Origin of the sequence: Halosimplex aquaticum, from assembly GCF_028747785.1 — an archaeon.
Taxonomy (GTDB): domain Archaea; phylum Halobacteriota; class Halobacteria; order Halobacteriales; family Haloarculaceae; genus Halosimplex; species Halosimplex aquaticum.
Map to the genome: position 1 here is coordinate 3,651,975 of NZ_CP118158.1, position 22,315 is coordinate 3,674,289.

General features: G+C 67.9%; 17 protein-coding genes. 7 read left to right on the top strand and 10 right to left on the bottom strand.

From position 1 onward, the window contains the following. Positions 1–2: 2 nt before the first annotated feature. A complete protein-coding gene (locus PSC72_RS18165) occupies positions 3–2,420 on the bottom strand; it encodes a DNA topoisomerase VI subunit B (protein ID WP_274322836.1) in 2,418 nt (805 codons plus the stop codon). A gap of 264 nt (positions 2,421–2,684) precedes the next feature. On the opposite strand from PSC72_RS18165, the gene gyrB reads away from it, so the two are divergent. The 3 genes from gyrB (at position 2,685) to PSC72_RS18180 (ending at position 9,576) form a co-directional block, all read left to right on the top strand. After that, a complete protein-coding gene (gyrB, locus tag PSC72_RS18170) occupies positions 2,685–4,601 on the top strand; it encodes a DNA topoisomerase (ATP-hydrolyzing) subunit B (protein ID WP_274322837.1) in 1,917 nt (638 codons plus the stop codon). 88 nt (positions 4,602–4,689) lie between these two features. After that, positions 4,690–7,245 (top strand): DNA gyrase subunit A, encoded by a 2,556-nt coding sequence (gene gyrA, locus PSC72_RS18175; RefSeq protein WP_274322838.1) that lies wholly within the window; start codon positions 4,690–4,692, stop codon positions 7,243–7,245. A 147-nt stretch (positions 7,246–7,392) separates the two neighbouring features. Then, positions 7,393–9,576, top strand: a complete 2,184-nt coding sequence (locus PSC72_RS18180; RefSeq protein WP_274322839.1) for a DUF7282 domain-containing protein — start codon at positions 7,393–7,395, stop codon at positions 9,574–9,576. Positions 9,577–9,610: 34 nt separating this feature from the next. Here the strand turns inward: PSC72_RS18180 and rocF are convergent, their stop codons facing one another. Beyond that, positions 9,611–10,525 (bottom strand): arginase, encoded by a 915-nt coding sequence (gene rocF, locus PSC72_RS18185; protein ID WP_274322840.1) that lies wholly within the window; start codon positions 10,523–10,525, stop codon positions 9,611–9,613. Between the two features lie 99 nt (positions 10,526–10,624). Then, positions 10,625–11,545: an NAD-dependent epimerase/dehydratase family protein gene (locus tag PSC72_RS18190; RefSeq protein ID WP_274322841.1), complete on the bottom strand. Its 921-nt coding sequence runs from the start codon at positions 11,543–11,545 to the stop codon at positions 10,625–10,627. 178 nt (positions 11,546–11,723) lie between these two features. Between PSC72_RS18190 and PSC72_RS18195 the strand changes: the two genes are divergently transcribed. The 3 genes from PSC72_RS18195 to PSC72_RS18205 all read left to right on the top strand — a co-directional run bounded on the left by PSC72_RS18195 (position 11,724) and on the right by PSC72_RS18205 (position 15,469). After that, positions 11,724–12,257 carry an HTH domain-containing protein gene (locus PSC72_RS18195; protein WP_274322842.1) on the top strand — a complete coding sequence of 178 codons (534 nt, stop codon included), beginning with the start codon at positions 11,724–11,726 and terminating at the stop codon, positions 12,255–12,257. Between the two features lie 171 nt (positions 12,258–12,428). Further along, on the top strand, positions 12,429–13,592 hold the full coding sequence (locus PSC72_RS18200; RefSeq protein ID WP_274322843.1) for an NAD(P)/FAD-dependent oxidoreductase: 1,164 nt from the start codon (positions 12,429–12,431) through the stop codon (positions 13,590–13,592). 500 nt (positions 13,593–14,092) lie between these two features. Then, entirely contained in the window at positions 14,093–15,469 is a 1,377-nt protein-coding gene (locus PSC72_RS18205) for a hemolysin family protein (protein WP_274322844.1), read from the top strand. A gap of 30 nt (positions 15,470–15,499) precedes the next feature. On the opposite strand, the gene PSC72_RS18210 is transcribed toward PSC72_RS18205, so the two are convergent. The 5 genes from PSC72_RS18210 to PSC72_RS18230 form a co-directional block, all read right to left on the bottom strand. After that, the gene (locus tag PSC72_RS18210; RefSeq protein ID WP_274322845.1) at positions 15,500–16,381 is read right to left on the bottom strand and encodes a nucleoside phosphorylase; all 882 of its coding nucleotides are present in this window, start codon (positions 16,379–16,381) and stop codon (positions 15,500–15,502) included. Then, on the bottom strand, positions 16,378–16,767 hold the full coding sequence (cdd, locus tag PSC72_RS18215; RefSeq protein ID WP_274322846.1) for a cytidine deaminase: 390 nt from the start codon (positions 16,765–16,767) through the stop codon (positions 16,378–16,380). Before cdd ends, PSC72_RS18210 begins: the two co-directional genes overlap by 4 nt. An 89-nt stretch (positions 16,768–16,856) precedes the next feature. After that, positions 16,857–18,209, bottom strand: a complete 1,353-nt coding sequence (locus tag PSC72_RS18220; RefSeq protein WP_274322847.1) for a phosphopentomutase/phosphoglucosamine mutase — start codon at positions 18,207–18,209, stop codon at positions 16,857–16,859. Positions 18,210–18,336: 127 nt separating this feature from the next. Then, the gene (gene psmB, locus PSC72_RS18225; protein ID WP_274322848.1) at positions 18,337–19,068 is read right to left on the bottom strand and encodes an archaeal proteasome endopeptidase complex subunit beta; all 732 of its coding nucleotides are present in this window, start codon (positions 19,066–19,068) and stop codon (positions 18,337–18,339) included. 125 nt (positions 19,069–19,193) lie between these two features. Beyond that, complete coding sequence (locus PSC72_RS18230) at positions 19,194–19,373, bottom strand: hypothetical protein (RefSeq protein WP_274322849.1); 180 nt, start codon at positions 19,371–19,373, stop codon at positions 19,194–19,196. 304 nt (positions 19,374–19,677) lie between these two features. Here PSC72_RS18230 and PSC72_RS18235 point away from each other — a divergent pair, with 304 nt between their 5' ends. Further along, positions 19,678–20,043: a DUF555 domain-containing protein gene (locus tag PSC72_RS18235; RefSeq protein ID WP_274322850.1), complete on the top strand. Its 366-nt coding sequence runs from the start codon at positions 19,678–19,680 to the stop codon at positions 20,041–20,043. 21 nt (positions 20,044–20,064) lie between these two features. Here the strand turns inward: PSC72_RS18235 and PSC72_RS18240 are convergent, their stop codons facing one another. Then, the gene (locus tag PSC72_RS18240) at positions 20,065–20,967 is read right to left on the bottom strand and encodes a hypothetical protein (RefSeq protein WP_274322851.1); all 903 of its coding nucleotides are present in this window, start codon (positions 20,965–20,967) and stop codon (positions 20,065–20,067) included. A gap of 82 nt (positions 20,968–21,049) precedes the next feature. Beyond that, complete coding sequence (locus tag PSC72_RS18245; protein WP_274322852.1) at positions 21,050–22,255, bottom strand: hypothetical protein; 1,206 nt, start codon at positions 22,253–22,255, stop codon at positions 21,050–21,052. Between the last annotated feature and the right edge of the window lie 60 nt (positions 22,256–22,315).

Consider the following 22,315-nt stretch of genomic DNA (forward strand, 5'->3'; position numbering starts at 1 on the left):
TGTTATGCGTCTACCGTGAGTCGCTCTTCTTCCAGTCCCTCGACCGAGATCTCGAACTCGGCGCCGTCGTCGACCTCGTACTCCAGGGTGGTCTCGTCGCCGCTGGACACCGACGCGGACCACTTGACGAACCACTCGCCGTCCATCTCGACGACGCTCGCGTCGCCGTTGGCCAGCGCGGGTTCGCTCCCCGCGACGATGTCCGTGATCTCGACGTCCGCCGCGCGGTCGGAGTTGTTCTCGATGGTCAGCCGGACCGTGTCGCCGTCGCGCTCGCGCTCGACGAGGACGTTGTTCATGATCCGCGCGAGCGTGTCGTCGATGTCGAGTTCCTCGCTGCCGGTCACCTGCGTCAGCTTCTCGGCCATCTCCGGCAGGATGGTCGCGAGTTTGTCCTGCTTCTCGCGGCGCTGCTGCATCGAGCGCCGCTTCTTCAGGAACGACTTCAGCTCGCGGGCCGCCTCCCGCATCGCGAGTTCGATCTCCGATTCGAGCTCGGGGACGTTCGCGACGGCGTCCTTCGACTCGCTGGTGAACGGGACGTTCGTCGACGCGATGTGGACCATGATGACGACCGGGCCGTTCGGGATGCCCGAGCCGCCGGGCTGGTCGAGGTTGTAGTTGCGCCAGTTGATGTTCTTGACCACGTCGGTCGTCGCACAGGCGCCGCGCTGGTAGACCAGCGGGACGCGGTTAGCGAAGCGCATCACCTCGGCCTTACCCTCCGCCTCGACGTCGCCGCCGTAGGCCAGGCCGGCCTCGACGATGAACGGGTCGCCGCCGTGGACGGAGGCGTCGCGGGTCGACGCCGAGTAGAAGTCGGCGTCGTACTCCTTTCGCAGGCCCTCCTCGATGAGGTCGGCGTTGATCGGGGCGAGGCAGTCGGTCGGCGGGGAGATGATGTCCGTCTCGCGCATCGCCTCCAGCAGCTGGCTGGAGGTGTCGCGGTCGTCGGCGATCTCCTTCACGTTCGGCGGGTCGTCGGGGACCCGCTCGGCGGACTCCCAGACGATCTCGACGACGTTCTCGCGAGCGGTCTCGCCGAAGGTCGCGTCGTCGTACTCCTCGGTCGCGTCCGCCGCGCGGCGGACGAACTCCCGGATCTCCTCGCGGGTGAACCGGTGGCGGCGGTCGTCGGCGTCGCCGAACTTCGGGGCGAGCCGGTCGGCCAGCCCCTGGATCGTCGCGTCGTCTTTCTGCGTGGTCGTCACCTCGTCGACGAGCCCGTAGAGGTCAGACCGGAGGCGTTCGTACTCGTCGTCGGCGTCGACGCCGATAACGGCCTGCCAGCCGGCCTCGACCGCGTTCTCGCGGACGGTCGATCCGAACGTGGTGTCGTACTTCTCCTCGACGTCGTCTGCCACGTCGTCGACGAGGGCGGAGAGTTCGTGGTGGGACACCCGCTCGTAGCCGTCGAGCGCGTCGGAGACGCGGTCGGCGAACTCGGCGGTCGCGTCGGCGCCCTTGTTGGCGACGGCGGCGTCGAGCGCGCGGGCCACGTCGGCGTCCTCGTGGGCTTCGGGCGGTCGCCAGGCCATCTCGCGGCCGAAGTGGCGGTCGCGGAAGTTGTCGATGACCGAGTCGGCGGTCTTGCCGCCGACGCGGGTGAACTCGCTCTGCAGGAAGCCCGACACCGAGTAGGACTCGGTGGCGTCGAGCATCTTGATGAGCGTCCCGAGTTCGACCCCGTGAGGGTGGGGCCGGATCTCCTCGGTCTCCTCGGGGAGCTGGTCGGTCACCCGCTCGTACTTCATGTGTTCGCTCGGCTCGCGCAGCTCGATGCGGGCGTGGGGGTTGACGACCGCGGTGTGTTTGATGTAGTCGTGGAGCTGGTTGCGGGCGCGCATGTTCGCCTCCATCTCCAGTTCGATGCGCGTCCCGTGGGGGCGCTCCCAGGTGGTCGTCTCCTCGACGTCGATTTCGGGCTCGTTGGTGTCTGTGTCGATGATGAGCTCGAAGTACTCGGCGTCGACGCCGCCCTTCGTCCGGGAGGTGATCTTCGCGGGCTTGCCGGAGGTGAGCTGGGAGTACAGCACCGCCGCGGAGATACCGATCCCCTGCTGGCCGCGGTTCTGCTCGCGCTTGTGGAACCGCGACCCGTAGAGCAGCTTCCCGAAGACCTTGGGGATCTGCTCTTTGGTGATGCCGGGACCGTTGTCCTCGACGATGAGGCGGTAGTAGTCCCCCGCCTCCTGGATCTCGACGTAGATGTCGGGGGCGATGCCGGCCTCTTCGCAGGCGTCCAGTGCGTTGTCGACCGCCTCTTTCACGGCGGTCACGAGTCCTCGGGCTCCGCTGTCGAACCCGAGCATGTGCTTGTTCTTCTCGAAGAACTCGGCGATGGAGATCGACCGCTGGCTCTCTGCCAGCTCCTCGGCGATCCCCTCACCCTCGCCGAGTTGCGACTGATACGATGTCATCCGTGCGACCCCCTACTGCCGGACGGCTTAAAAGGCGTTCGCCGGCAGAGTGAAAGTGAAACCGGTCCACTCCGGCGCCCCCCTGCGGCGTGTGACCGGATGGCAGGCGCCCCCCGCGAACCGGCCGAAACGGGCCGGGTGTACCAGGCCTGCGAACGGATCCGGGCGATTTCACGGTGGAAACGGTCTCTCGTCCGTCAGTCTCGCGCTCGCGCGCGTGCGAGAGCTTTAAGGACGGTGGTCTACTACCGGTAGACAGATTATATGTCACGGGAGTCTGACGAGTACGGCGCACAGCAGATCCAGGCCCTGGAAGGGCTGGAGGCCGTGCGCAAACGCCCGGCGATGTACATCGGGTCCACGGACGACAGGGGGCTCCACCACCTCGTCTACGAGGTCGTGGACAACTCGATCGACGAGGCGCTGGCGGGATACTGCGACAGTATCTCCGTCACGATCCACGACGACGGGTCGGTCTCCGTCTCCGACGACGGCCGGGGTATCCCGGTCGACATCCACGAAAAGTACGACAAACCAGCGGTCGAGGTCGTGATGACCATCCTCCACGCCGGCGGCAAGTTCGACAACAAGTCCTACCAGGTCTCGGGCGGCCTGCACGGGGTCGGCGTGTCGGTCGTCAACGCCCTCTCCGAGTCGCTCGACGTCGAGGTCAAGCGCGAGGGCGCCGTCTGGCGCCAGTCGTTCGAGAAGGGCCAGCCGCAGGGGCCGCTCGACCGGGTCCGCGACATGGACGACGACGAAGAGACCGGCACGACGATCCACTTCTGGCCGGACACCGGCATCTTCGAGGCCGACGAGTACGACTACTCCACGCTGGAGTCGCGCCTGCGCGAACTGGCCTTCCTCAACTCCGGCGTCGAGATCACGCTCGCCGACGAGCGCGACGGAACCGCCGACACGTTCCGTTACGACGGCGGGATCCGGGAGTTCGTCGAGTACCTCAACGAGACCAAAGAGCCGCTCCACGCCGACGTCATCTACTTCGAGGACGAGGAGCAGGACATCCACGTCGAGGTGGCGATGCAGGGCACCAACGAGCTACAGGGCTCCATCCACGCCTTCGCCAACAACATCAACACCCGCGAGGGCGGGACCCACCTGACGGGGTTCAAGACCGCGCTGACGCGCATCGTCAACGACTACGCCGAGGAGAACAGCCTGCTCGGCGAGATCGACGGCACCCTCAAGGGCGACGACATCCGCGAGGGCCTCACCGCCGTCATCTCGGTCAAACACCCCGACCCGCAGTTCGAGGGCCAGACCAAGACGAAGCTCGGCAACAGCGAGGTCCGCGGCATCGTCGAGTCGACCGTTCACGAGGGGCTCGGGACCTACTTCGAGGAGAACCCCGAGACCGCCGAGGTCATCGTCCAGAAGGCCGTCGAGGCCGCGAAGGCCCGCAAGGCCGCCAAGAAGGCCAAGGAGCTGACGCGCCGCAAGTCCGCGCTCGATTCGACGGCGCTGCCGGGGAAGCTCTCGGACTGCCAGACCCGGGACCCCGAGGACGCCGAACTCTTCATCACGGAGGGCGACTCCGCGGGCGGCAGCGCGAAACAGGGGCGCAACCCCGAGTTCCAGGCGATCCTCCCCATCCGCGGGAAGATCCTCAACGTCGAGAAACACCGCCTCGACCGCATCCTGGAGAACAACGAGATCCGGGCGATGATCACGGCCATCGGGACGGGCATCGGCGACGAGTTCGACATCGAGGACGCCCGCTACGAGAAGATCATCCTGATGACCGACGCCGACGTCGACGGCGCGCACATCCGGACGCTGCTGCTGACGTTCTTCTACCGGCACATGCGGCCGCTGCTGGAGGCCGGCTACATCTACGCCGCGCAACCGCCGCTGTACCGCGTGCGCTACCGGGGGAACACCTACGACGCGATGACGGAGGCCGAACGCGACCGGATCGTCGAGGAGAAGTGCGACGGCAACCCGACCCAGGTCCAGCGGTTCAAGGGCCTGGGCGAGATGAACCCCCAACAGCTGTGGGACACGACGATGGACCCCGAACAGCGAATCCTGAAGCAGATGACCATCGAGGACGCCGCCGCGGCGGACAAGATGTTCTCCGTGCTGATGGGCGACGCCGTCGAACCGCGCAAGCAGTTCATCAAGGACCACGCGCCCGAGGCCGAGTGGGTGGACATCTGATGTCCCCCCGCCGGGACCGCCCGGGCCGCACGCCGACGCAATCCCGGACCCCGACTGACACCACCGGAGAAAACACCACGGTGACACCATGAGTTCAGACGTACCCGACACAGACGACGTGACGCCGGCCGCGGAAGTCGACCGCGTCCGCGTCGAGAACGAGATGGAGCAGAGTTACATCGACTACGCGATGAGCGTCATCGCCGGCCGCGCCCTCCCGGACGTGCGCGACGGGCTCAAGCCCGTCCACCGGCGCATCCTCTACGCGATGCACGAGATGGGCGTGACGAGCAACACCTCCCACCGGAAGTGTTCCTCAATCGTCGGCGAGACGATGGGTGACTACCACCCCCACGGCGACAGCCCCATCTACGACACGCTCGTCCGGATGGCCCAGGACTTCTCGATGCGCTACCCCCTGGTCGACGGGCAGGGCAACTTCGGCTCGATGGACGGCGACCCCGCGGCCGCCATGCGCTACACCGAGGCACGGATGGCCGACATCGCCGAGGAGATGCTCGCGGACATCGAGAAGGACACCGTCGACTTCCAGTCCAACTACGACGACCGCCTCACCGAACCCGAGGTCCTGCCCGCGAAGGTGCCGAACCTCCTCGTCAACGGCTCCTCCGGCATCGCCGTCGGGATGTCGACGAACATCCCGCCGCACAACCTCGGCGAGGTGGTCGACGCCGTCGTCCACCTCATCGACGACCCCGACTGCGACGTGGACGACCTCGTCGACACCCGCGACGAGCGCGGCAACGGCACCGCCGGCCCGATCAAGGGGCCCGACTTCCCGACCGGCGGCACGATCGTCGGGCGGGAAGCCGTCTACTCCGCGTACGCGACCGGCCGCGGACGCGTCACCGTCCGCGCGAAGTACGAGCTCCAGCGCGACGAGGGCCGGATCGTCGTCACGGAGATCCCCTTCCAGGAGAACAAGGCGCGGATGGTCGAACGCATCGCCGAGGACGTCAACGAGGGGAAGATCGAGGGCGTCTCGGACCTGCGCGACGAGTCCGACCGCAACGGCGTCCGCGTCGTCATCGACCTCAAGCGCGGCGCCAACATCGACCTCGTCGAGAACCAGCTGACGAAACACCACCTCGAGTCGACCTTCGGCGTCATCAACCTCGCGCTGGTCGACGGCCAGCCCCGGGTGCTGACGCTCAAGGAGACCCTCGAGGAGTACCTCGACCACCGCAAGGAGGTCGTCCGCCGGCGCTCCGAGTACGAACTCGCCGAGGCCGAGGACCGCGCGCACATCCTCGAAGGCCGGCTGAAGGCCTTAGAGCAGGTCGACGCGGTCGTCGACCTCATCCGCAACAGCGAGGACCGCGACCAGGCGAAGGCCGCGCTCCGCGGCGAGGTCGACCTCGCGGAACTGGACGCGGAGTTCGAGCACCTCGACGAGCAGACGGCCTTCGACTTCTCGGGCGACCAGGCCGACCACATCGTCAGGATGCAGCTCGGGTCGCTCACCTCGATGGAGGCCGCGGAGATCGAGAGCGAGTACGAGGACCTCCAGGCGGAGATCGAGCGCCTGAACACGATCCTCGAAGACGAGTCCGAGCTCCTCGCGGTCATCAAGGAGGAGCTCCAGGCGATCAAAGACGAGTACGACGACGAGCGCCGGACGAACTTCGTCCAGAGCGACGAGATCACCAACGAGGACCTCATCCCCGAGGAGGACGTCGCCGTCGTCATCACCGAGGACGACTACATCAAGCGGATGCCCATCGACCGCTTCGACCCCCAGGGTCGCGGCGGCAAGGGCATCATCGGCGCCGACCCCAAGGAGGGCGACCGCGTCTCGAAGGTCTTCCGGGCCAACACCCACGACTACCTGCTCTGTTTCACCAACCAGGGGCAGGTCTACAAGCTCAAGACCTACGAGATCCCGGAGATGAGCCGGACGGCCCGCGGGAAGTCCGCGGTCAACCTCATCGACTTCGACGACGGCGAGGAGATCACCGCCGTCGTCAACACCGACGAGTTCGAGCCCGAGGAGTCCATCGCGATGGTCACGCGCAACGGCTACGTCAAGCGCACCAACGCGGAGGACTTCGAGAACATCCTCTCGACGGGCATCATCGCCGCCGACCTCGAAGCGGGCGACGAACTCGTCGACGTGGAAGTCACCGACCGGACGAAAGACCTGATCATCGCCACCGAGCAGGGGATGACCATCCGCTTCGACGAGAGCGAGGCCCGCGAGATGGGCCGCAACGCCCGCGGCGTCGGCGGTATCGAACTGCAGGGCGACGACCGCGTCGCCGGCATGGTCGCCGCCGACAAGGACGACGACCGCTGTCTGCTGACCGTCACCCGCAACGGGTACGGCAAGCGGACGCCCCTCTCGGAGTACCGCCGGCAGTCGCGGTACGGCAAGGGGCTCATCGACATCAAGACCGACGAGCGCAACGGACCCGTCAGCACGGTCAAGGCCGTCGCCGACGACGACCACCTCCTCATCATGAGCGAGGCGGGCCAGATCATGCGGATCCGCGCCGGCGACGTGAGCGAGGTCGGCCGAAACACGAAGGGCGTCGTCGTGATGCGGGTCGAAGACGGCGACCAGGTCGCGACGGTCGACGTGATCCCCGAATCGGTCGAAGACATCGACGCGGACGAAGAATAGCGGGAGCTCGACGCGGCTGTCGAAGACGCGAGGGAGAGCGCGTCTGAACGGCGAGATCTCTTTTCGAGCGTTTCACCGGGGAGAACCGCCCTCGGCGGTGAAACGTCACAAGACATTTGTCAGAGTCGCGTGCAGTCCCACACAGTAATGGGGGACCAGTCGGAATTCACGAGGTTCGGAAGACGCGCAGTGTCGACGTACGGCGTCGTGTTCGTGCTCGCGATGGCCGTCGTGGCCGCGGCCGGGGTACCGGCGTTCGCGGCCGGGTCACCGGGACCGGCCGACGCGAACGCCGGGAGTCCGTCCGTCGAGAATCGCACTACCTGTCCGTCCGCGGCGGCGGTCGCGGGCGGCGGATCGGCGGCGACCGCGGACTCCGCGGGTGCGGACGCGGCGACCGCGAACGGCCCCTCCAGGGAGAGCTACCCGGACGCGCCACACATGCACGTCGCGCGCGGCGACATCGCGGCGATCGAGACCGGCATCGCGCGGAGCCGAACCGGCACGATCCGGATCCAATCGGTCGACGGCGAGTTCGACGTGACGCTCACCTTCGCGAACAACGACGGCCGGAAGCCGGCGACGCTGTATCTCAACACCTACCTCGCCGGCAACGACTCGGCCGTCGCGGGACTGGCCTACACGGCCGGCGACAACGACCGCGTGGCGGTCGACAGCCGCGACGCCGTCACGGGCGCGCCGATGCCCGTCGGCGCCTACGACGTGACCATCGAACGCGGGTCGGAGACGGTGACGAAGCGCCTGACTATCGACGACCCGTCCGTGGGCGACCTGACCCTCCTGCGCGCGCCCGGCGACCGCTTCGAGAACATCAGTACGAGCCGTGACGTCACCGAGGGTCTCGAATCCGGCGTCGTCTCGGACCCGCTGGCGACCGGCGACGGTCCTGCGCCCGCGCTCGGGGACACGATGGTCTACCGCCTGAACGCGAGCGGCCTCTACGGGCTGCTGGCGGCCCAGGGCGGCGAGACCGCCGAGGAGAACTTCCTCACTGTCGAGCGCAGCGGAGCGAGCGGACAGGCGCTGGATCTCACGATCGACGGCCGCGACGGGTGCGCGCCGGTCGTGGACGTGCCGGCCAGCCTCGACGACGGTTCGATGCAGGTGATCCCCGACGCCACCAACGAGACGCTCTACCTCACCGTCGACCTGCGACGGGCGGCCTACGAGAGCGCCGACGGATGGGGCGACCGGGAGTTCGGTCGAGCCAGCGTGTCCGTGTTCGACGGCTCGCACCTCGTCGACTCGAACGCGATCAGCGGCGTCGACTTCGCGGTCTTGGAGCGCCACGTCACGTACGACCCCGCCGGCGAGGCGATCCGTCGCGAGGCCGCGTCCGGGCAGACCATCGCCGGCGAGACGTCGCTGGCGCCGCACAGCCGACTCACCTTCGATGTCGCGGCCATCGACGACGACTTCGAGACGCAGGCGCAGACGACGGTCAACGCCGACGGGTCGTTCTCGACGACGGTCGACCTCTCGGACGCGCCGGAGGACGCGCGACTGACCCTCTCGACCGCAGAGGTCGACGGGTCGAAGACGCTGTTGACCACCGGCGACGCGCCGGAGACGGCGATCTGGTTCCAGGAGTACCAGAGCCCGAGCACCGATGAGGCGACGAGTATCGAGGGCGTGACCGCGGCGCTCGAAGACGGCGGATTCGTCGCGGCCTACGCCGTTCCGCCGGACGAACAGGTCACCCACGAGAACCTGATCGGTCGGTCGGGGTACCTCCAATCGGGCGTCCACCACACGTACGTCTCGCTCGACAAGCGGTTGACCGACAGCCAGACCGTCGTCCTCGCGCTCCACCGCGATTCCGACGGCGACGGCCGGTTCGATTACCCGGCCGACGACAGCCCCTACAGTATCGACGGCGATGCGGTCCACACGGCCGGGCGGGTCCTGCTCTCCGGCGACAGTTCGAACCCGCCGCGGGACCCGCAGTATCTCACCGTCGACCTGCAGTCCGCCGACGACATCGAGGGGACGCCGGTCCCGACCGCCACGCCGACCGACACCCCGACGGTGACGCCGACGCCCACGCCGACCCCGGACCCCGTCGCGACGACGGAGCTCCCGCCGCCGACGCTTCGCGGTGAGGAAACGCCGACGGCGACCCCCGACGAGTCGGGTACTGTCGCGCCGAACGGAACCGCCGCCGCGACCGGCACCGCGGGACCGAACGGGACGACCGCGGGCGGTACCGTCGACGGTTCGACCGACGGACTGGGTCCCGGCTTCGGACCGCTCGCAGTGCTCCTCGCCGGGACCGCGCTGGTCCTCGCGGCGCTCGTCCGTCGCTCCTGACGGGAAGTATCGGCGCAGAAACGGCGGGGTCGACTCAGAGGACCCGCTTTCCGAGGCCGCTGGCCGCGAGTTCGACGGCGAGTTCGGCGGTCCGGTTGTGGTCGTCGAGGATGGGGTTGACCTCGACGATCTCCATCGACGCGAGATCGCGTCCCAGTTTTCGCGAGACGATCTCCATGGCGGTGTGACCCTCCCGGTAGGAGGCCCCACCGCGGACCGGCGTGCCGACGCCGGGGGCCTCGGTTGGATCGAGGAAGTCCATGTCGAGGCTGACGTGGACGCCGTCCGTGCCGTCCGCGGCGACGCCGATCGCCTCGCGCGTCACGTCGGGGAGTCCGCGTTGGTCGACGTCCGTCATCGTAAACGCCGTCACGTCGCTCTCGCGGAGCGCGGCGGCCTCCTCGTCGTCGACGCTGCGGAGGCCGACGATGGCGACGTTTTCGGGGTCGACGCCGGACGCCTCGGCCCAGTCGCTGCCGGCGAACGAGCCCCGGCCGAGGATCGCGGCGACCGACATACCGTGGACGTTCCCGCTGGGAGTCGTCTCCGGCGTGTTGAAGTCGCCGTGCGCGTCGAACCAGACGACGCCGAGGTCGCGGTCGCGCGCGACGCCGCCGACCGTCCCGATGGCGATGGAGTGGTCACCGCCGAGGACGAGCGGGACCCGCCTGTCGTCGACGGCGCCCGCCACCTCGTCGGCGAGCCGGCGGCAGACCTCCTCGGTGGCCGCGAGATACTTCGCGCGCCCGTCCGGGGGACGGCCCGACTCGGGGTCGGTCTGGGACGGACTGGGGACCGCGAGGTTGCCGCCGTCCTCGCAGTCGATCCCGAGCGATTCGAGTTCGTCGGTGAGGCCCCCGTAGCGGATCGCCGACGGTCCCATGTCGACGCCGCGCCTGTCGGCGCCCAGGTCCATCGGCACGCCGAACACGCGCACTGGTCGGTCCATACGCGGGGTTCGGAGGCGAACGGCAAAACGGTCGGGGACGGCACCCATCCCGGGAACGGAAGATCGCGAACTGTCCCGATTCTGGACGGTGAACGGTCGCTACCGATACTGTCGGCAGACCCGCTCGACGCCCTCTTCGAAGGATATCCGGGGCTGCCAGCCGGTCGCCTCGCGCATCTTCGACGCGTCGGCCATCGTGTCGTGGACGTAGACCTCCTCGGGGATGGGGTTGTCCTCGTAGACCGGTTCGACGTCCGTCCCGAGCGCCTCGTTGAGGGCCTCGACGAGGTGGTCGAAGCTGTACTGCTCGCCCGTGCCGAGGTTGTAGACGCCGGTCAGTTCGTGGTCGGCGGCGAGTTCCAGTCCGCGGACGATGTCGTCGACGTGCGTGAAGTCCCGCGTCTGGGAGCCGTCGCCCCAGATCTCGGGCCGACGGCCGTTGGCGATGTCGTCGGCGAACTGCGCGATGAGGTTGGCGTACTCGCCCTTGTGCTCCTCGGCTCCCTCTTCCATGCCCTGGTAGACGGAGAAAAATCGCATCCCCGCCATCGACAGGTCGTAGTGATTGGCGAAGTACTCGGCGTAGCGCTCGCGCGCGAGCTTCGACGCCTCGTAGCCGGTGTTGACGGTCACGTCCATGTCCTCCGGGGAGGGCTCGGTCCGGTCGCCGTAGATTGAGGAGGTCGACGCGTAGACCACGGTGTCGCAGCCGTCCTGGCGCGCCTGGTCGACGGTGTTGACGAACCCCTCGACGTTGACGCGCGCGCCGCGGGTGGGGTCCTCCTCGTGCATCGCGTACGACGAGAGCGCCGCGAGGTGGAAGACGACGTCCACGTCCGTGGGGAGGTCGTCGTCCAGTACGCTCGCCTCGACGAACTCTACGGTGTCGTCGAGGTTCTCGGGCGTCCCGAGGTACCCGTCGTCCAGCGCGAGTACCTCGTTGTCCTCCGCGAGGGAGTTGGCGAGGTTCGAGCCGATGAACCCGGCGCCGCCTGTGACCAGAACGCGTCGTCCTTGCATACTCGCCGATGCCGGCCGGATCGTATTAAATAACCGCTGTCTAATGTCGGTCAGAGAGTGGCTTCGGGGTGAGAGCGTACCGGACGGCGTCGAAATCGGTCCCTGAAGACGGCGAAATTTCCCGCCGTCACGGCGGTCCACCGCCGGCTTTAATAAAATCAATGACCAAATCGAGAGTATGTCATCAATCGAGTTGACGCCCAGCCAGAAAAACATCCTGCAGGAGCTCGTCAATCTCTATCGGGAGTCCGAGAACGCAGTGAAAGGGGAGGATATCGCCGAGAAGGTGGATCGTAACCCCGGCACTATCCGCAACCAGATGCAGAGTCTGAAGGCCCTGCAGCTGGTCGAGGGCGTCCCCGGCCCGAAGGGCGGCTACAAGCCGACGGCGACCGCCTACGACGCCCTCCAGATCCAGGACATGGACCAGGCCGCGGACGTCCCGCTGGCCCACAACGGCGAGGACATCCCCGACGCGAACGTCGAGGAGATCGACCTCACCAGCGTCCACCACCCCGAACAGTGCCGCGCGGAGATCAAACTCCAAGGTTCCATCGCCGACTTCCACGAGGGAGACACGATCACCGTCGGGCCGACCCCGCTCTCGAAGCTCCAGATCATCGGCACGCTCGAAGGGAAAGACGACACGAACAACAAGCTCATCCTCACCATCGACGACATGCGCGCGCCGGCGGGCGAACCCGAACACTGACGCGAGGAGCGACCTCGTCGCTCCGTTTTCCCGACTCACGTTCGAACGCTCTCTCGAAGTGACCCGTTGCCGGCGGTCGATCCTCTATATTCATGATGGAAACGGCCGAGATCCGCCGATCCTCGGGACCGTTTCAAAGCCTTTGTATCACCCGCCTACCGAATCGGCGGTATGAACGAAAACGTCGTCGTGCTCGGGTCCGGATACGCGGGCGCGGGTGCGGTCAAGAGCCTCGAGTCACACCTCGACGGACGGGCCAACGTCACCTGGATCTCGGACGTGGACTACCACCTCGTCCTCCACGAGTCCCACCGCTGCATCCGCGACCCCAGCGTCCGCGAGAAGATCACCATCCCCGTCGGTGAGATCAAAGACCCCTCGACGACGTTCCTGCAGGCGACCGTCGACGGCGTCGACACCGACGAGCGCGTCGTCGAACTCGAAGACGCCGAGGACGTCGAGTACGACTACCTCCTCGTCGGCATCGGCTCGCGCACCGCCTTCTTCGGCATCGACGGTCTCAGAGAGTACGCCCTCACCCTGAAGAGCCTCGACGACGCCCTCTCGATCCACGACGCCGTCTCGGAGGCGGCCGCGGCCGCGACCCGCGACGACCCCGCCACGGTCGTCGTCGGCGGCGCCGGCCTCTCGGGTATCCAGACCGCCGGCGAGATCGCCGAGTACCGCGACGACTACGGCGCCAACGTCGAGATCGAACTCGTCGAAGGGCTCGACCGCATCCTACCCAACAGCGACCCCGAACTCCAGGGCGCGCTCCGCAAGCGCCTCGAAGCGGCCGACGTGAACATCCATACCGGCGAGTTCATCGGCGAGGTCGACGAGGAGACCGTCTACGTCGGCGACGACACCGAGATGGACTACGACGTCCTGATCTGGACCGGCGGCATCACCGGCCGCGAGGCCGTCGCCGACGCGAACGTCGACAAGGACGAGCGGAGCAACCGCATCTTCTCCGACATGACCTTCGAGACCGACGACGACCGCGTGTTCGCCATCGGTGACGCCGCCATCGTCGACCAGCCCGGCGACGACCCCGCGCCGCCGACCGCCCAGGCCGCCTGGCAGGCCGCCGAGGTCGCCGGCGAGAACCTCGCGCGCCGCGTCAAGGGGCAGCCGCTCACCGAGTGGACCTACGACGACAAGGGGACCGTCGTCTCCGTCGGCGAGAAGGCCGTCGCCCACGACGTGAAGTACTTCCCGCTGTCCACCTTCGGCGGCAAACCCGCCGAGATCCTCAAGAAGGGCATCGCGGCCCGCTGGATCGCCGACGTCTCCGGCGTCGGCAACGCGCTCGACGCCTGGCCCGATATGTAACCATCTTTTTCGCCGGGGGGTGTCCTCGCTCACTGCGTTCGCTGCGGGCACCCCCGACCAAAAACATGGGTGAAAAAGCGCGGCCTCGCTACGCTCGGCCGCGTGAACCGCGCTCACTTCGTTCGCGCGGATGCTCAGTACAGTCCGCAAAGTGACCAACTGCGGTGGCGCGCGCTGTCGCGGCCTCCCTGCCGCGACGAAGCCGCGCGAGTACGAGGGCGACCGAAGGGAGCCCTCGATTGCGAACGGGGAGCGAAGCGACCCGTGAGCGAGCGCGCCGAGGGCTTTCGACTCTCAGTGTATCTTGCGGTCGCTCCGACTCGACTTCAGTCCACAACCGAACCTACAGAAACAACCGCTAAACAAGCACGCCGAACTGAGCAGACGCCGAGCTATCGCCCCCTCCGACCCGGCGGAGCCATCACCGTTAACGGCGCCCCCTTCCTACGAGGGGGCATGTACCAGCAGCGAGCCCAGAGAATGCAGTCACGGAGCGGTCGATGGTAGACCTCCTGTTCTCGACGGGACGGCTACTCGCCGCGCTATTTCTAGTCGCACTGAACGGCTTCTTCGTCGCCTCGGAGTTCGCGTACGTCCGCGTCCGCTCGTCGGCAGTCGACCAGATGGTCGCGGAGGGCCGGAGCGGCGCCGAGCTGCTGCGTGACGCTCTCGACAACCTCGACGACTACCTGGCGGTGACACAGCTCGGGATCACGCTGGCCTCGCTGAGCCTCGGCTGGATAGGCGAACCGGCCGTCGCGTCGCTGATCGAACCGATCCTCGGCGCCGTCCTCCCCGAGAACCTGATCCACCTCGTCGCCGTCGGGATCGGGTTCGCGTTCATCACGTTCCTGCACGTCGTCTTCGGCGAACTCGCGCCGAAGACCATCGCTATCGCGCGGGCAGAGCAGATCGCGCTGTTCGTCTCCCCGCCGATGAAGTTCTTCTACTACATCTTCATCCCCGGACTGGTCGTCCTCAACGGGACGGCGAACTACTTCACGCGACTCATCGGCGTCCCGCCGGCCTCCGAGACCGAGGAGACCCTGTCAGAGGAGGAGATTCTGACCGTTCTCACCCGCTCGGGTAGCAAGGGCCACGTCGACGCGAACGAGGTGGAGATGATCGAGCGCGTCTTCGAACTCGACGACATCTCCGTCCGCGAGGTCATGGTCCCCCGACCCGACGTGGTGAGCGTCACCTCGGACACCCCGCTGTCGGAACTCCGCACGCAGATCGTCGAGGAAGGCCACACGCGCTACCCCGTCCTCGAAGCGGACGACCAGGATCAGGTCGTCGGGTTCCTCGACGTCAAAGACGTCCTGCGGGCGAGCGAGACCGCCGACCCCGACGCCGAGATCACCGCGGGCGACCTCACGCGGGAGATGCCGCTGATCCCCGAGACCGGGGCCGTCGACGACCTCCTGACCGAGTTCCAGACCGAACAGAGCCAGATGGCCGGCGTGATCGACGAGTGGGGCTCCTTCGAGGGGGTCGCGACCGTCGAAGACGTCGTCGAGCAGGTCGTCGGCGACATCCGCGACGAGTTCGACGTCGACGAGCGCGAGCCGACGCTCGACCGCCAGGCCGACGGGACCTACCGCGTCGACGGTGCCGTCGTCCTCTCCGAGGTCGAAGACGCGCTCGACGTCGAGTTCGATTCCGTCGACGTCGGCACGGTGGGGGGGTACGTCCTCGACAGGCTGGGCCGCGCCCCGGAGGTCGGCGACCAGGTGGCCGTCGACGGCTACCAGTTCACCGTCGAGGAGGTCGACGGCGCCCGGATCGACAGCGTCGAAGTGCGGGAGACGGCTCCCGACGAGGCGCCCGAGACCGACGGCCACGAGTCCCCGCCCGCCGAAGACGAAGCCGAGTGAGACGCCCGTTCGGAGGATCGAACGGCGCGGTCACTCCCCGCCGAGGCCCAGGCCCGGATGCCAGCGGTCGGCGCCGGCCTCCTCGGCTGCGTCGTCCATGTCCGCGAGGATCGAGACGGCTTCGCTGGCTACTTTTGCGGCCTTTCGCTCGCCCTCGGTCCGGAACTCGCCGGTGACCCTGTTCGCGTAGACGGTACAGACCGCACCCGCCCGGAGGCCGTAGAGGTTCGCGAGCGTCAGCACCGCGCCGGCCTCCATCTCGAAGTTGAGGACGCCCGCCTCACGGAGGTTCTCGACGAGCTCGTCGCTGCCGGCGGCCTCGAAGCCCTCGAATCCGGGCCGGCCCTGCCCGGCGTAGAAGCTGTCGGTCGTGGCGGTGACGCCGAGGTGGTAGTCGTAGTCCAGTCGTTCGGCGGCGGCGACGAGCGCGCCGACGACCCGGTCGTCCGCGCTCGCGGGGTAGTCCTCGCGGACGTACTCCTTGCTGGTTCCTTCCTGGCGGACCGCGCCGGTCGTGATGACCAGGTCACCCACGGAGGCTTCCTCGCGGATCGCGCCGCAGGATCCGACCCGGAGGAGCGTGTCGGCGCCCACGCGGGCGAGTTCCTCGACGGCGATGGCCGCCGAGGGCGACCCGATGCCCGTCGAGGTGACCGAGATGGGCGTCTCGTCGTAGGTGCCCGTCGCGGTCCGGTACTCCCGGTGTTCGGCGACGACCTCGTGGTCGTCCCAGCCGTCGGTGATCTTCTCGACGCGCTCGGGATTGCCGGGCAGGAGCACGCTCTCGGCCACGTCGCCGGGGCCGACTTCGAGGTGGTACTGCTCCTCCTCGTTCGGGTCCTCGCTGTCGGGGACGTCGTTCGAGGCGCCCGCGTCGGAGCCCGTCTCGAACGCGTCGTCGTCTCCGTTCATCGCTCGACCATCTCCCGGGTGATCGTCTCGGGGAGCAACTCGCCGAGTTCGTACTCGACGGGGCCGTCCTCGCCCTCGCAGACGACGACGAACGACTCGTCGCAGAACTCCGCGAGCGACTGACGGCACATCCCGCACGGCGTCACGCCGTCCTCGGCGGCCGAGGAGACGGCGATGCGATCGAACTCCCGGTGGCCGTCCCTGACCGCCGAGCCGAGCGCGACCTCCTCGGCGTGGAGGCTGTTGCTGTAGTTGGCGATCTCGATGTTACAGCCTGTGTAGACGCTCCCGTCGGCCGTCCGGAGCGCCGCGCCGACCGCGTAGTCGGAGTAGGGTGCGAACGCGGCGTCGACCGCGTCGCGGGCCGCGTCGAGTAACTCGCTCATGACCGGGGAGAGGGGCGGTCGGGACTAATAGCCAGCGGCCGCGGCACACCTGCCGTTTTGGACGGACCGAGCGGACTACTCAGGCCCGATCATGCGTCGTCGACGGCGCCGCGCACGACGCCGGCGACGGTCTCGACGAGCGCCGAGACGTCCTCGCTCTCGGCGTAGACGCGGAGGTACGGTTCCGTGCCGCTGGGGCGGACGAGCGTCCACGACCCGTCCGGGAGTTCCAGTCTGACGCCGTACTCGGTGTCGACGGTCGCATCGGGGAACTCCCGGGGCAGGCGCTCGGCGACCAGGTCCATCGCCGCGTCCTTGCGGTCGTCGGGGCAGTCGACGTTCGTCTTGCGATAGGGGCGCTCGTTCACGGGGTCGCGCAGCACGGCGAGGCCGGGACCGGAGACGAGCCGCGCCAGAACGGCCGCGCTGGCGACGCCGTCGATCCACCCGCCCAGGGCGGTGTGGATGTGTTTCCAGGGCTCGGCGGCGAAGACGACCTCGGTGTCCTCGCTGCCGTCCTCGCGTGCGGCGGCGATCCCCTCGTGGAGGGCGCCGAGCCGGACGCGCTCGACGCGGCCGCCCGCGCCGCGGACGCGCTCGTCGATCCGCGCCGAGGCGTTCGGCGTGGTGACGACCACCGGGTCGCCGGCGTCGCTCTCGGCCACGTAGTGCTCCGCGAGGATGGCGACGACGGTGTCCTCGTGGACGACCTCGCCGCTCGCGTCGACGACGACGATCCGGTCGCCGTCGCCGTCGTGACCGATCCCCAGCTGAGCGCCGCCCTCGGCGACGTACGAGCGGAGGTCGCGGAGGCTCTCGGCCGTCGGCTTGCTCTCGCGCCCGGGGAAGTGGCCGTCGACGTTGGCGTTGATCGCAGTCACGTCCGCGCCGAGCGCCCGGAGCACCTGCGGCGTGGCGACGCTGGCCACGCCGTTCCCGCAGTCGACGGCCACCTCCAGCCCGTCGAGCGGTTCGCCGTAGCCCCGGGCGAACTCCGCGACGGCGTCGCGGTAGGCGCCGAGCACGTCTGCCCGCTCGGTCGACCCCCACTCGTCCCAGGGGACGGGCGCTTGGTCGTCGTCGACGCGGCGCTCGATCCGCGCTTCGCCGGCGTCGTCGTACTCCTGGCCGTCGGCGAAGAGCTTGATCCCGTTGTCCTGGGGCGGGTTGTGGCTCGCGGTCAGCATGACGCCGCGGCGGTGCTGGGCGGCGTAGGCGAGGGTCGGCGTCGGCACCTGACCGATCCGCGTCACGTCCGCACCGGCGCTCAACAGCCCCGCCTCGACCGCGGCGGCCAGCCCCTCGCCCGTGGTGCGGCCGTCGCGTCCGAGGACGAACGAGTCGCCGTCGGCGCCGACCGCCCGTCCGACGGCCAGCGCGAGTTCCGGCGTGACCTTCGTCTGCGCATCGCCGCGGATGCCCGCGGTCCCGAACAGATCCATATCCGTCCCACGGCGCGGCCCCCATTAATCGTAGCGGCTGTCGGTCGCGCACGGCGGCACGAGCGATCGTACGGGGCCTCCCCGGCGCGGCCGCTACTCGACGTGAAAACGAGAGAACTGCGGCGGATTACTCGACGCCTTCGAAGTTCGGGTAGCCCTCGATGTCGACGCCCTCACCGGTGACCTCGGCGATGTAGACGCCGTTGCCGGAGCCGGTGTCGCGCTCGGCGGCCGCGCGGACGCCGGCGACGGCGGCGCTACGGGCCTCGTCGAGGTTCATGCCGTCCTCGTAGCGGTCTTCGAGCGTCCCGTAGGCGACGGTGAGCCCGGAACCGGTGACGGTGTACTCGTCCTCCATGACGCCGCCGGCCGGGTCGATGGAGTAGACGTGGCTCCCCTCCTCGTCGATGCCGCCGAGGATCGGGTTGATGGCGAAGAACGGGCCGCCGCGGGCGAAGTTACCCGCGAGCGTCGAGAGGGCGGTCATGCTCATGTCCTCGCCGCGACGGGCCTCGAAGAGGTCGACCTCGGCGCGGAGCGAGCGGATGAACGACTGGGCGCCGCCGACGGAGCCGACGAGCGTCAGCGCGGCAGTCGGGTGGATCTGCTCGACCTTCTGGACGGTCTTGTTCGAGACGAAGCGGCCGCCCAGCGAGGCGCGCATGTCCGTCGCGATGATGACGCCGTCTTCGGCCGTGATGCCGATGGTCGTCGTCCCGGTCTCGGCGACCTTGCTCTGGTCGCCCTGCGGGGACTCGTCGGGGAACGAACCGATCTCGGGTTCGGTCGGGTCGGGGATCCCGGCGTCGTGACGCTGCAGATTTTTCGAGAACTCCGAACCGGCGGATGGGTCGCGCATGGTTGTCGGGTATCAGTCCTGTGCTGATAAAACCATCTCTTCGGTCGTTCTCGGTCGTCGGCGTCCGGCGATCGCAGACGCTCCGAGCGGCCGTGACGACACCGAAAAAGGGGGATACCCGTCGATTAGGCGGTTCGCTTGTCCAGTTCCTCGTACTTGTCGTTGATACGGCTGACGGCGCGGTGGGCCGGGAGCGTGAACCCGACTTTCCGCATGGCGAGCGCCAGTGGCAACAGCAGGATTCCGGCGAACAGGGTCAACTGGTACAGTGCGAACACGACTGCACGGTTCAGAGTGGAACGCATCGTGGTGTGACTTTCCTCCAGCGGTCTCGGTACATAAGCCTTCCCCCCGGCGACGCGCGGTTGATAATCGATCGTGATGGATTACCCCGCCGCAGTCGTGCGATTAGCGATCGTCAGCGATCTGTCCGGTCGAATCGAGTCAGACGAGCCGATCGAGGTAACGGTCGGCTTGGTACGGACGGCTATCGTCATAAGTTATGACCATGATTCCAGTCACGTGCGCACCGGGCGAGCGGGGGGTCTCGGTCGATGTTGTCGTCCGCGGATCAAAAACAGGATTACGGAGAAACGCCGAGTGGGGTGTATGAACTACATCGTAGTCATGGAAGCTGCCTGGTTGGTTCACGACGTCGAGAACATCGACGACGCTATCGGCGTCGCCATCAGCGAGGCCGGCAAGCGGCTCAACCAGCAGGACATGGACTACGTCGAGGTCGGGGTCGGCGCGACGAACTGTCCCGCCTGCGGGGAACCGTTCGACTCGGCGTACATCGCCGCCGACACGGCCCTGGTGGGGCTCGTCCTGGAGATGGACGTGTTCAACGCCGAGAGCGAGGAACACGCCGAGCGCATCGCCAAGAGTGACGTCGGCGGTGCCCTGCGGGACGTGCCGCTGGACGTCATCGCGGTCGAAGAGACCGGAGAGGGCGACGAAGACGAAAACGAGTAACGCCTCGCGCGCCGGTGACCGTCACTGCGTGACCAGTCGCGTCCCCGTCTCGGCGGTGACGAGCAGGTCGGCCACGCGTTCGACCGCGTCCGTGACCTCGGGTTCGCTTCTCAGCAGTACCGTTTCGCTCGGGAACAGCTGTTCGCCGACTTCGAGCCCGTGGTCTCGCGCCGTCGACCCCGAGACGGTGAGGTAGACCCCGATGCCGGTCTCGGCGATGGCGGCTTCTTCCGACTGGCCGTCGTCCGGATAGCAGAAGTCGACCCCCTCGGTCGCTTCCGTCCCGAGTACGCCCTCCACCAGTCGTTCGTACCGCGGCGAGATGCAGAGTTCGCCCTCGTAGTCGTCCACGAACTCTCGCGTCAGGTCCGCCTCCTGCTCACCGGCCACCTCGGGCGTCGCCAGCAGCGAGTGCCAGACGGTGTCCCCGAGACCGGCCACGAGGCGGACGTCCGTGTCCCGCGGGTCGACGCGCTCGTTCACGTCGCCCAGTTCCGCCAGCGGTTCCTCGCGGAGTTCGACGACTTCTTCGAGGAAGAGGTCGGCGCTGTCGAACCCGAGCGGCATCTCGTGTTTCCGGAGCGCGCGGAACGGCTCCTCGCGGCCGACAAGGCGGAGCGTGAGGTCGTCGTCGACCGGGACGGCGACGCTGTCGAAGACGATGCGCCGGGGCATCCCCTGGCGGGCGTCCCGGACGAGGGTGTACTCCGGCGCGTGCGGGTCGGCGTCGTCGCTGTAGGTCGCGAGTCGCTCGTAGACGTCGCCGGTCGCAGACTGGTCGCCCTTCGTGACCGCTTTCTCGTATCTGAGCGTCGAGATCACGTCGTCGGCGAGCCCGGCGACGCCCGTCTCGTCGGCCAGTCGGTCGAGAACGGCTTCGAGCGGTCGTCCCTTCCGCGGCACGGCGACGCTGACGGTCGTCATTGGTGTTCGCCACGCGAGCGGGCCGTAAAACGAGTCCGATCTCCGCCGGTTTCGCCGGTTCGCGCCGTCGGTACCGCGGCCGTTAGCTCCCGCCGATGACCGAGGAGAGCTGTTCGCGCCACTCCTCGAGCTCCTCGATCTCGTCGTTGATGTCCTCGATGTCGGACTTGACGTCCTCGACGTCGATGTCGCCGATCTGCTGTTCGAGGTCGTCGACGTCGCCCTCGACGTCGTCGACGGACGACTCGACGGTCTCGACGTCGCTCTGGACGGCCTCGACCTCCGACAGCAACTCGTCCATGTCCGACTGGAGCGACTCCATCGAGGACTCGACCTCCGCGACGCTGCCCTCGACGCTCGACAGCGCCTCGTCGTGTCCGGAGGCCATGTCGCGGACGTCCTGCAGTTCGGACTCGAAGGACTCGACCTGCTCGCGGAACTCGTCGATGATCTCGTCGCCCGTGCCGTTCTCGTCGAGGAACTCCTCCAGGGCACCCGTGTAGGCGAGGAGGTCCGACACCTCGGTCTGGAGGTGCTGGATGCGCGCGTCGACGCTGCCGCCCGAGTCGTCGGCCAGGTCGAACGCCTTCCGGAGCAGTTTGACGTCCTCGGCGTCGACGTTCTGGTTGCGGATCTCCGTCGCGAGCGCACCGACGAGCGTGTCCACGTCCGCGTCGTCGAGCGAGACGCCACCGCCGGAAGAGCCGCCCGAGGAGCCGCTCGGCGACCCGCTCGACCCGGACGACCCGCCGGAGTCGGCGGGCTCGTTCGGGTCCTTCAGGTCCAGGGTCTCCACGTCGTCGCCCTCGTCGGCGTCGTCGGCATCGTCGAGGCCGGGGACGGCGTCGCTGTCGCCCGAGATGACGTCGCGGACGACGTCGCTGCCCTGCTCGTCGACCACGGGGCCGCCTCCGCCGTCCTCCAGCGGCGGGTCGACCTGCTCGATCCGCGGTTGGGTGAGGAACTGCTCGACGTTGTCCGTCCCCGTCGCGCGGATCCCGTAGACCGTCGTGTACTCCGCGCCCGCCTCGAGTTCGCGCTCGAAGGTGATCTGGTCCTCGTCGATGGTCCAGTACTCGCTCCCGTACTCCGGGTGGAAGCCCAGGTCCTCGACGGCCACGTCTTCGGGCACGTCGTCGACGAGGGTCACCGTCACCGTCTCCGAGCGCACGGACTGGATCTCGAAGGCGATCGCCGGCACAGGGAACTCGTCCTCCTCGAACCGCTTGTCCACCGTCACCCCGTGGGCGGAGACCGAGACCTTCTCGTATTGCTGTGAATCGCTCATGTGTTCTCCCTCGTTTAGCGACCAACTTAATGATACTTATTGTCCGGGGTCCGTCATTTC

Coding starts and splice junctions, on each gene's coding strand:
- PSC72_RS18240 (WP_274322851.1), bottom strand. CDS start 20,967: ATGACGACCGTCAGCGTCGCCGTGCCGCGGAAGGGACGACCGCTCGAA.
- PSC72_RS18230 (WP_274322849.1), bottom strand. CDS start 19,373: ATGCGTTCCACTCTGAACCGTGCAGTCGTGTTCGCACTGTACCAGTTG.
- PSC72_RS18190 (WP_274322841.1), bottom strand. CDS start 11,545: ATGCAAGGACGACGCGTTCTGGTCACAGGCGGCGCCGGGTTCATCGGC.
- psmB (WP_274322848.1), bottom strand. CDS start 19,068: ATGCGCGACCCATCCGCCGGTTCGGAGTTCTCGAAAAATCTGCAGCGT.
- gyrB (WP_274322837.1), top strand. CDS start 2,685: ATGTCACGGGAGTCTGACGAGTACGGCGCACAGCAGATCCAGGCCCTG.
- cdd (WP_274322846.1), bottom strand. CDS start 16,767: ATGAGCGAGTTACTCGACGCGGCCCGCGACGCGGTCGACGCCGCGTTC.
- PSC72_RS18235 (WP_274322850.1), top strand. CDS start 19,678: ATGAACTACATCGTAGTCATGGAAGCTGCCTGGTTGGTTCACGACGTC.
- PSC72_RS18205 (WP_274322844.1), top strand. CDS start 14,093: ATGGTAGACCTCCTGTTCTCGACGGGACGGCTACTCGCCGCGCTATTT.
- PSC72_RS18220 (WP_274322847.1), bottom strand. CDS start 18,209: ATGGATCTGTTCGGGACCGCGGGCATCCGCGGCGATGCGCAGACGAAG.
- PSC72_RS18210 (WP_274322845.1), bottom strand. CDS start 16,381: ATGAACGGAGACGACGACGCGTTCGAGACGGGCTCCGACGCGGGCGCC.
- PSC72_RS18180 (WP_274322839.1), top strand. CDS start 7,393: ATGGGGGACCAGTCGGAATTCACGAGGTTCGGAAGACGCGCAGTGTCG.
- PSC72_RS18195 (WP_274322842.1), top strand. CDS start 11,724: ATGTCATCAATCGAGTTGACGCCCAGCCAGAAAAACATCCTGCAGGAG.
- PSC72_RS18165 (WP_274322836.1), bottom strand. CDS start 2,420: ATGACATCGTATCAGTCGCAACTCGGCGAGGGTGAGGGGATCGCCGAG.
- gyrA (WP_274322838.1), top strand. CDS start 4,690: ATGAGTTCAGACGTACCCGACACAGACGACGTGACGCCGGCCGCGGAA.
- PSC72_RS18200 (WP_274322843.1), top strand. CDS start 12,429: ATGAACGAAAACGTCGTCGTGCTCGGGTCCGGATACGCGGGCGCGGGT.
- PSC72_RS18245 (WP_274322852.1), bottom strand. CDS start 22,255: ATGAGCGATTCACAGCAATACGAGAAGGTCTCGGTCTCCGCCCACGGG.
- rocF (WP_274322840.1), bottom strand. CDS start 10,525: ATGGACCGACCAGTGCGCGTGTTCGGCGTGCCGATGGACCTGGGCGCC.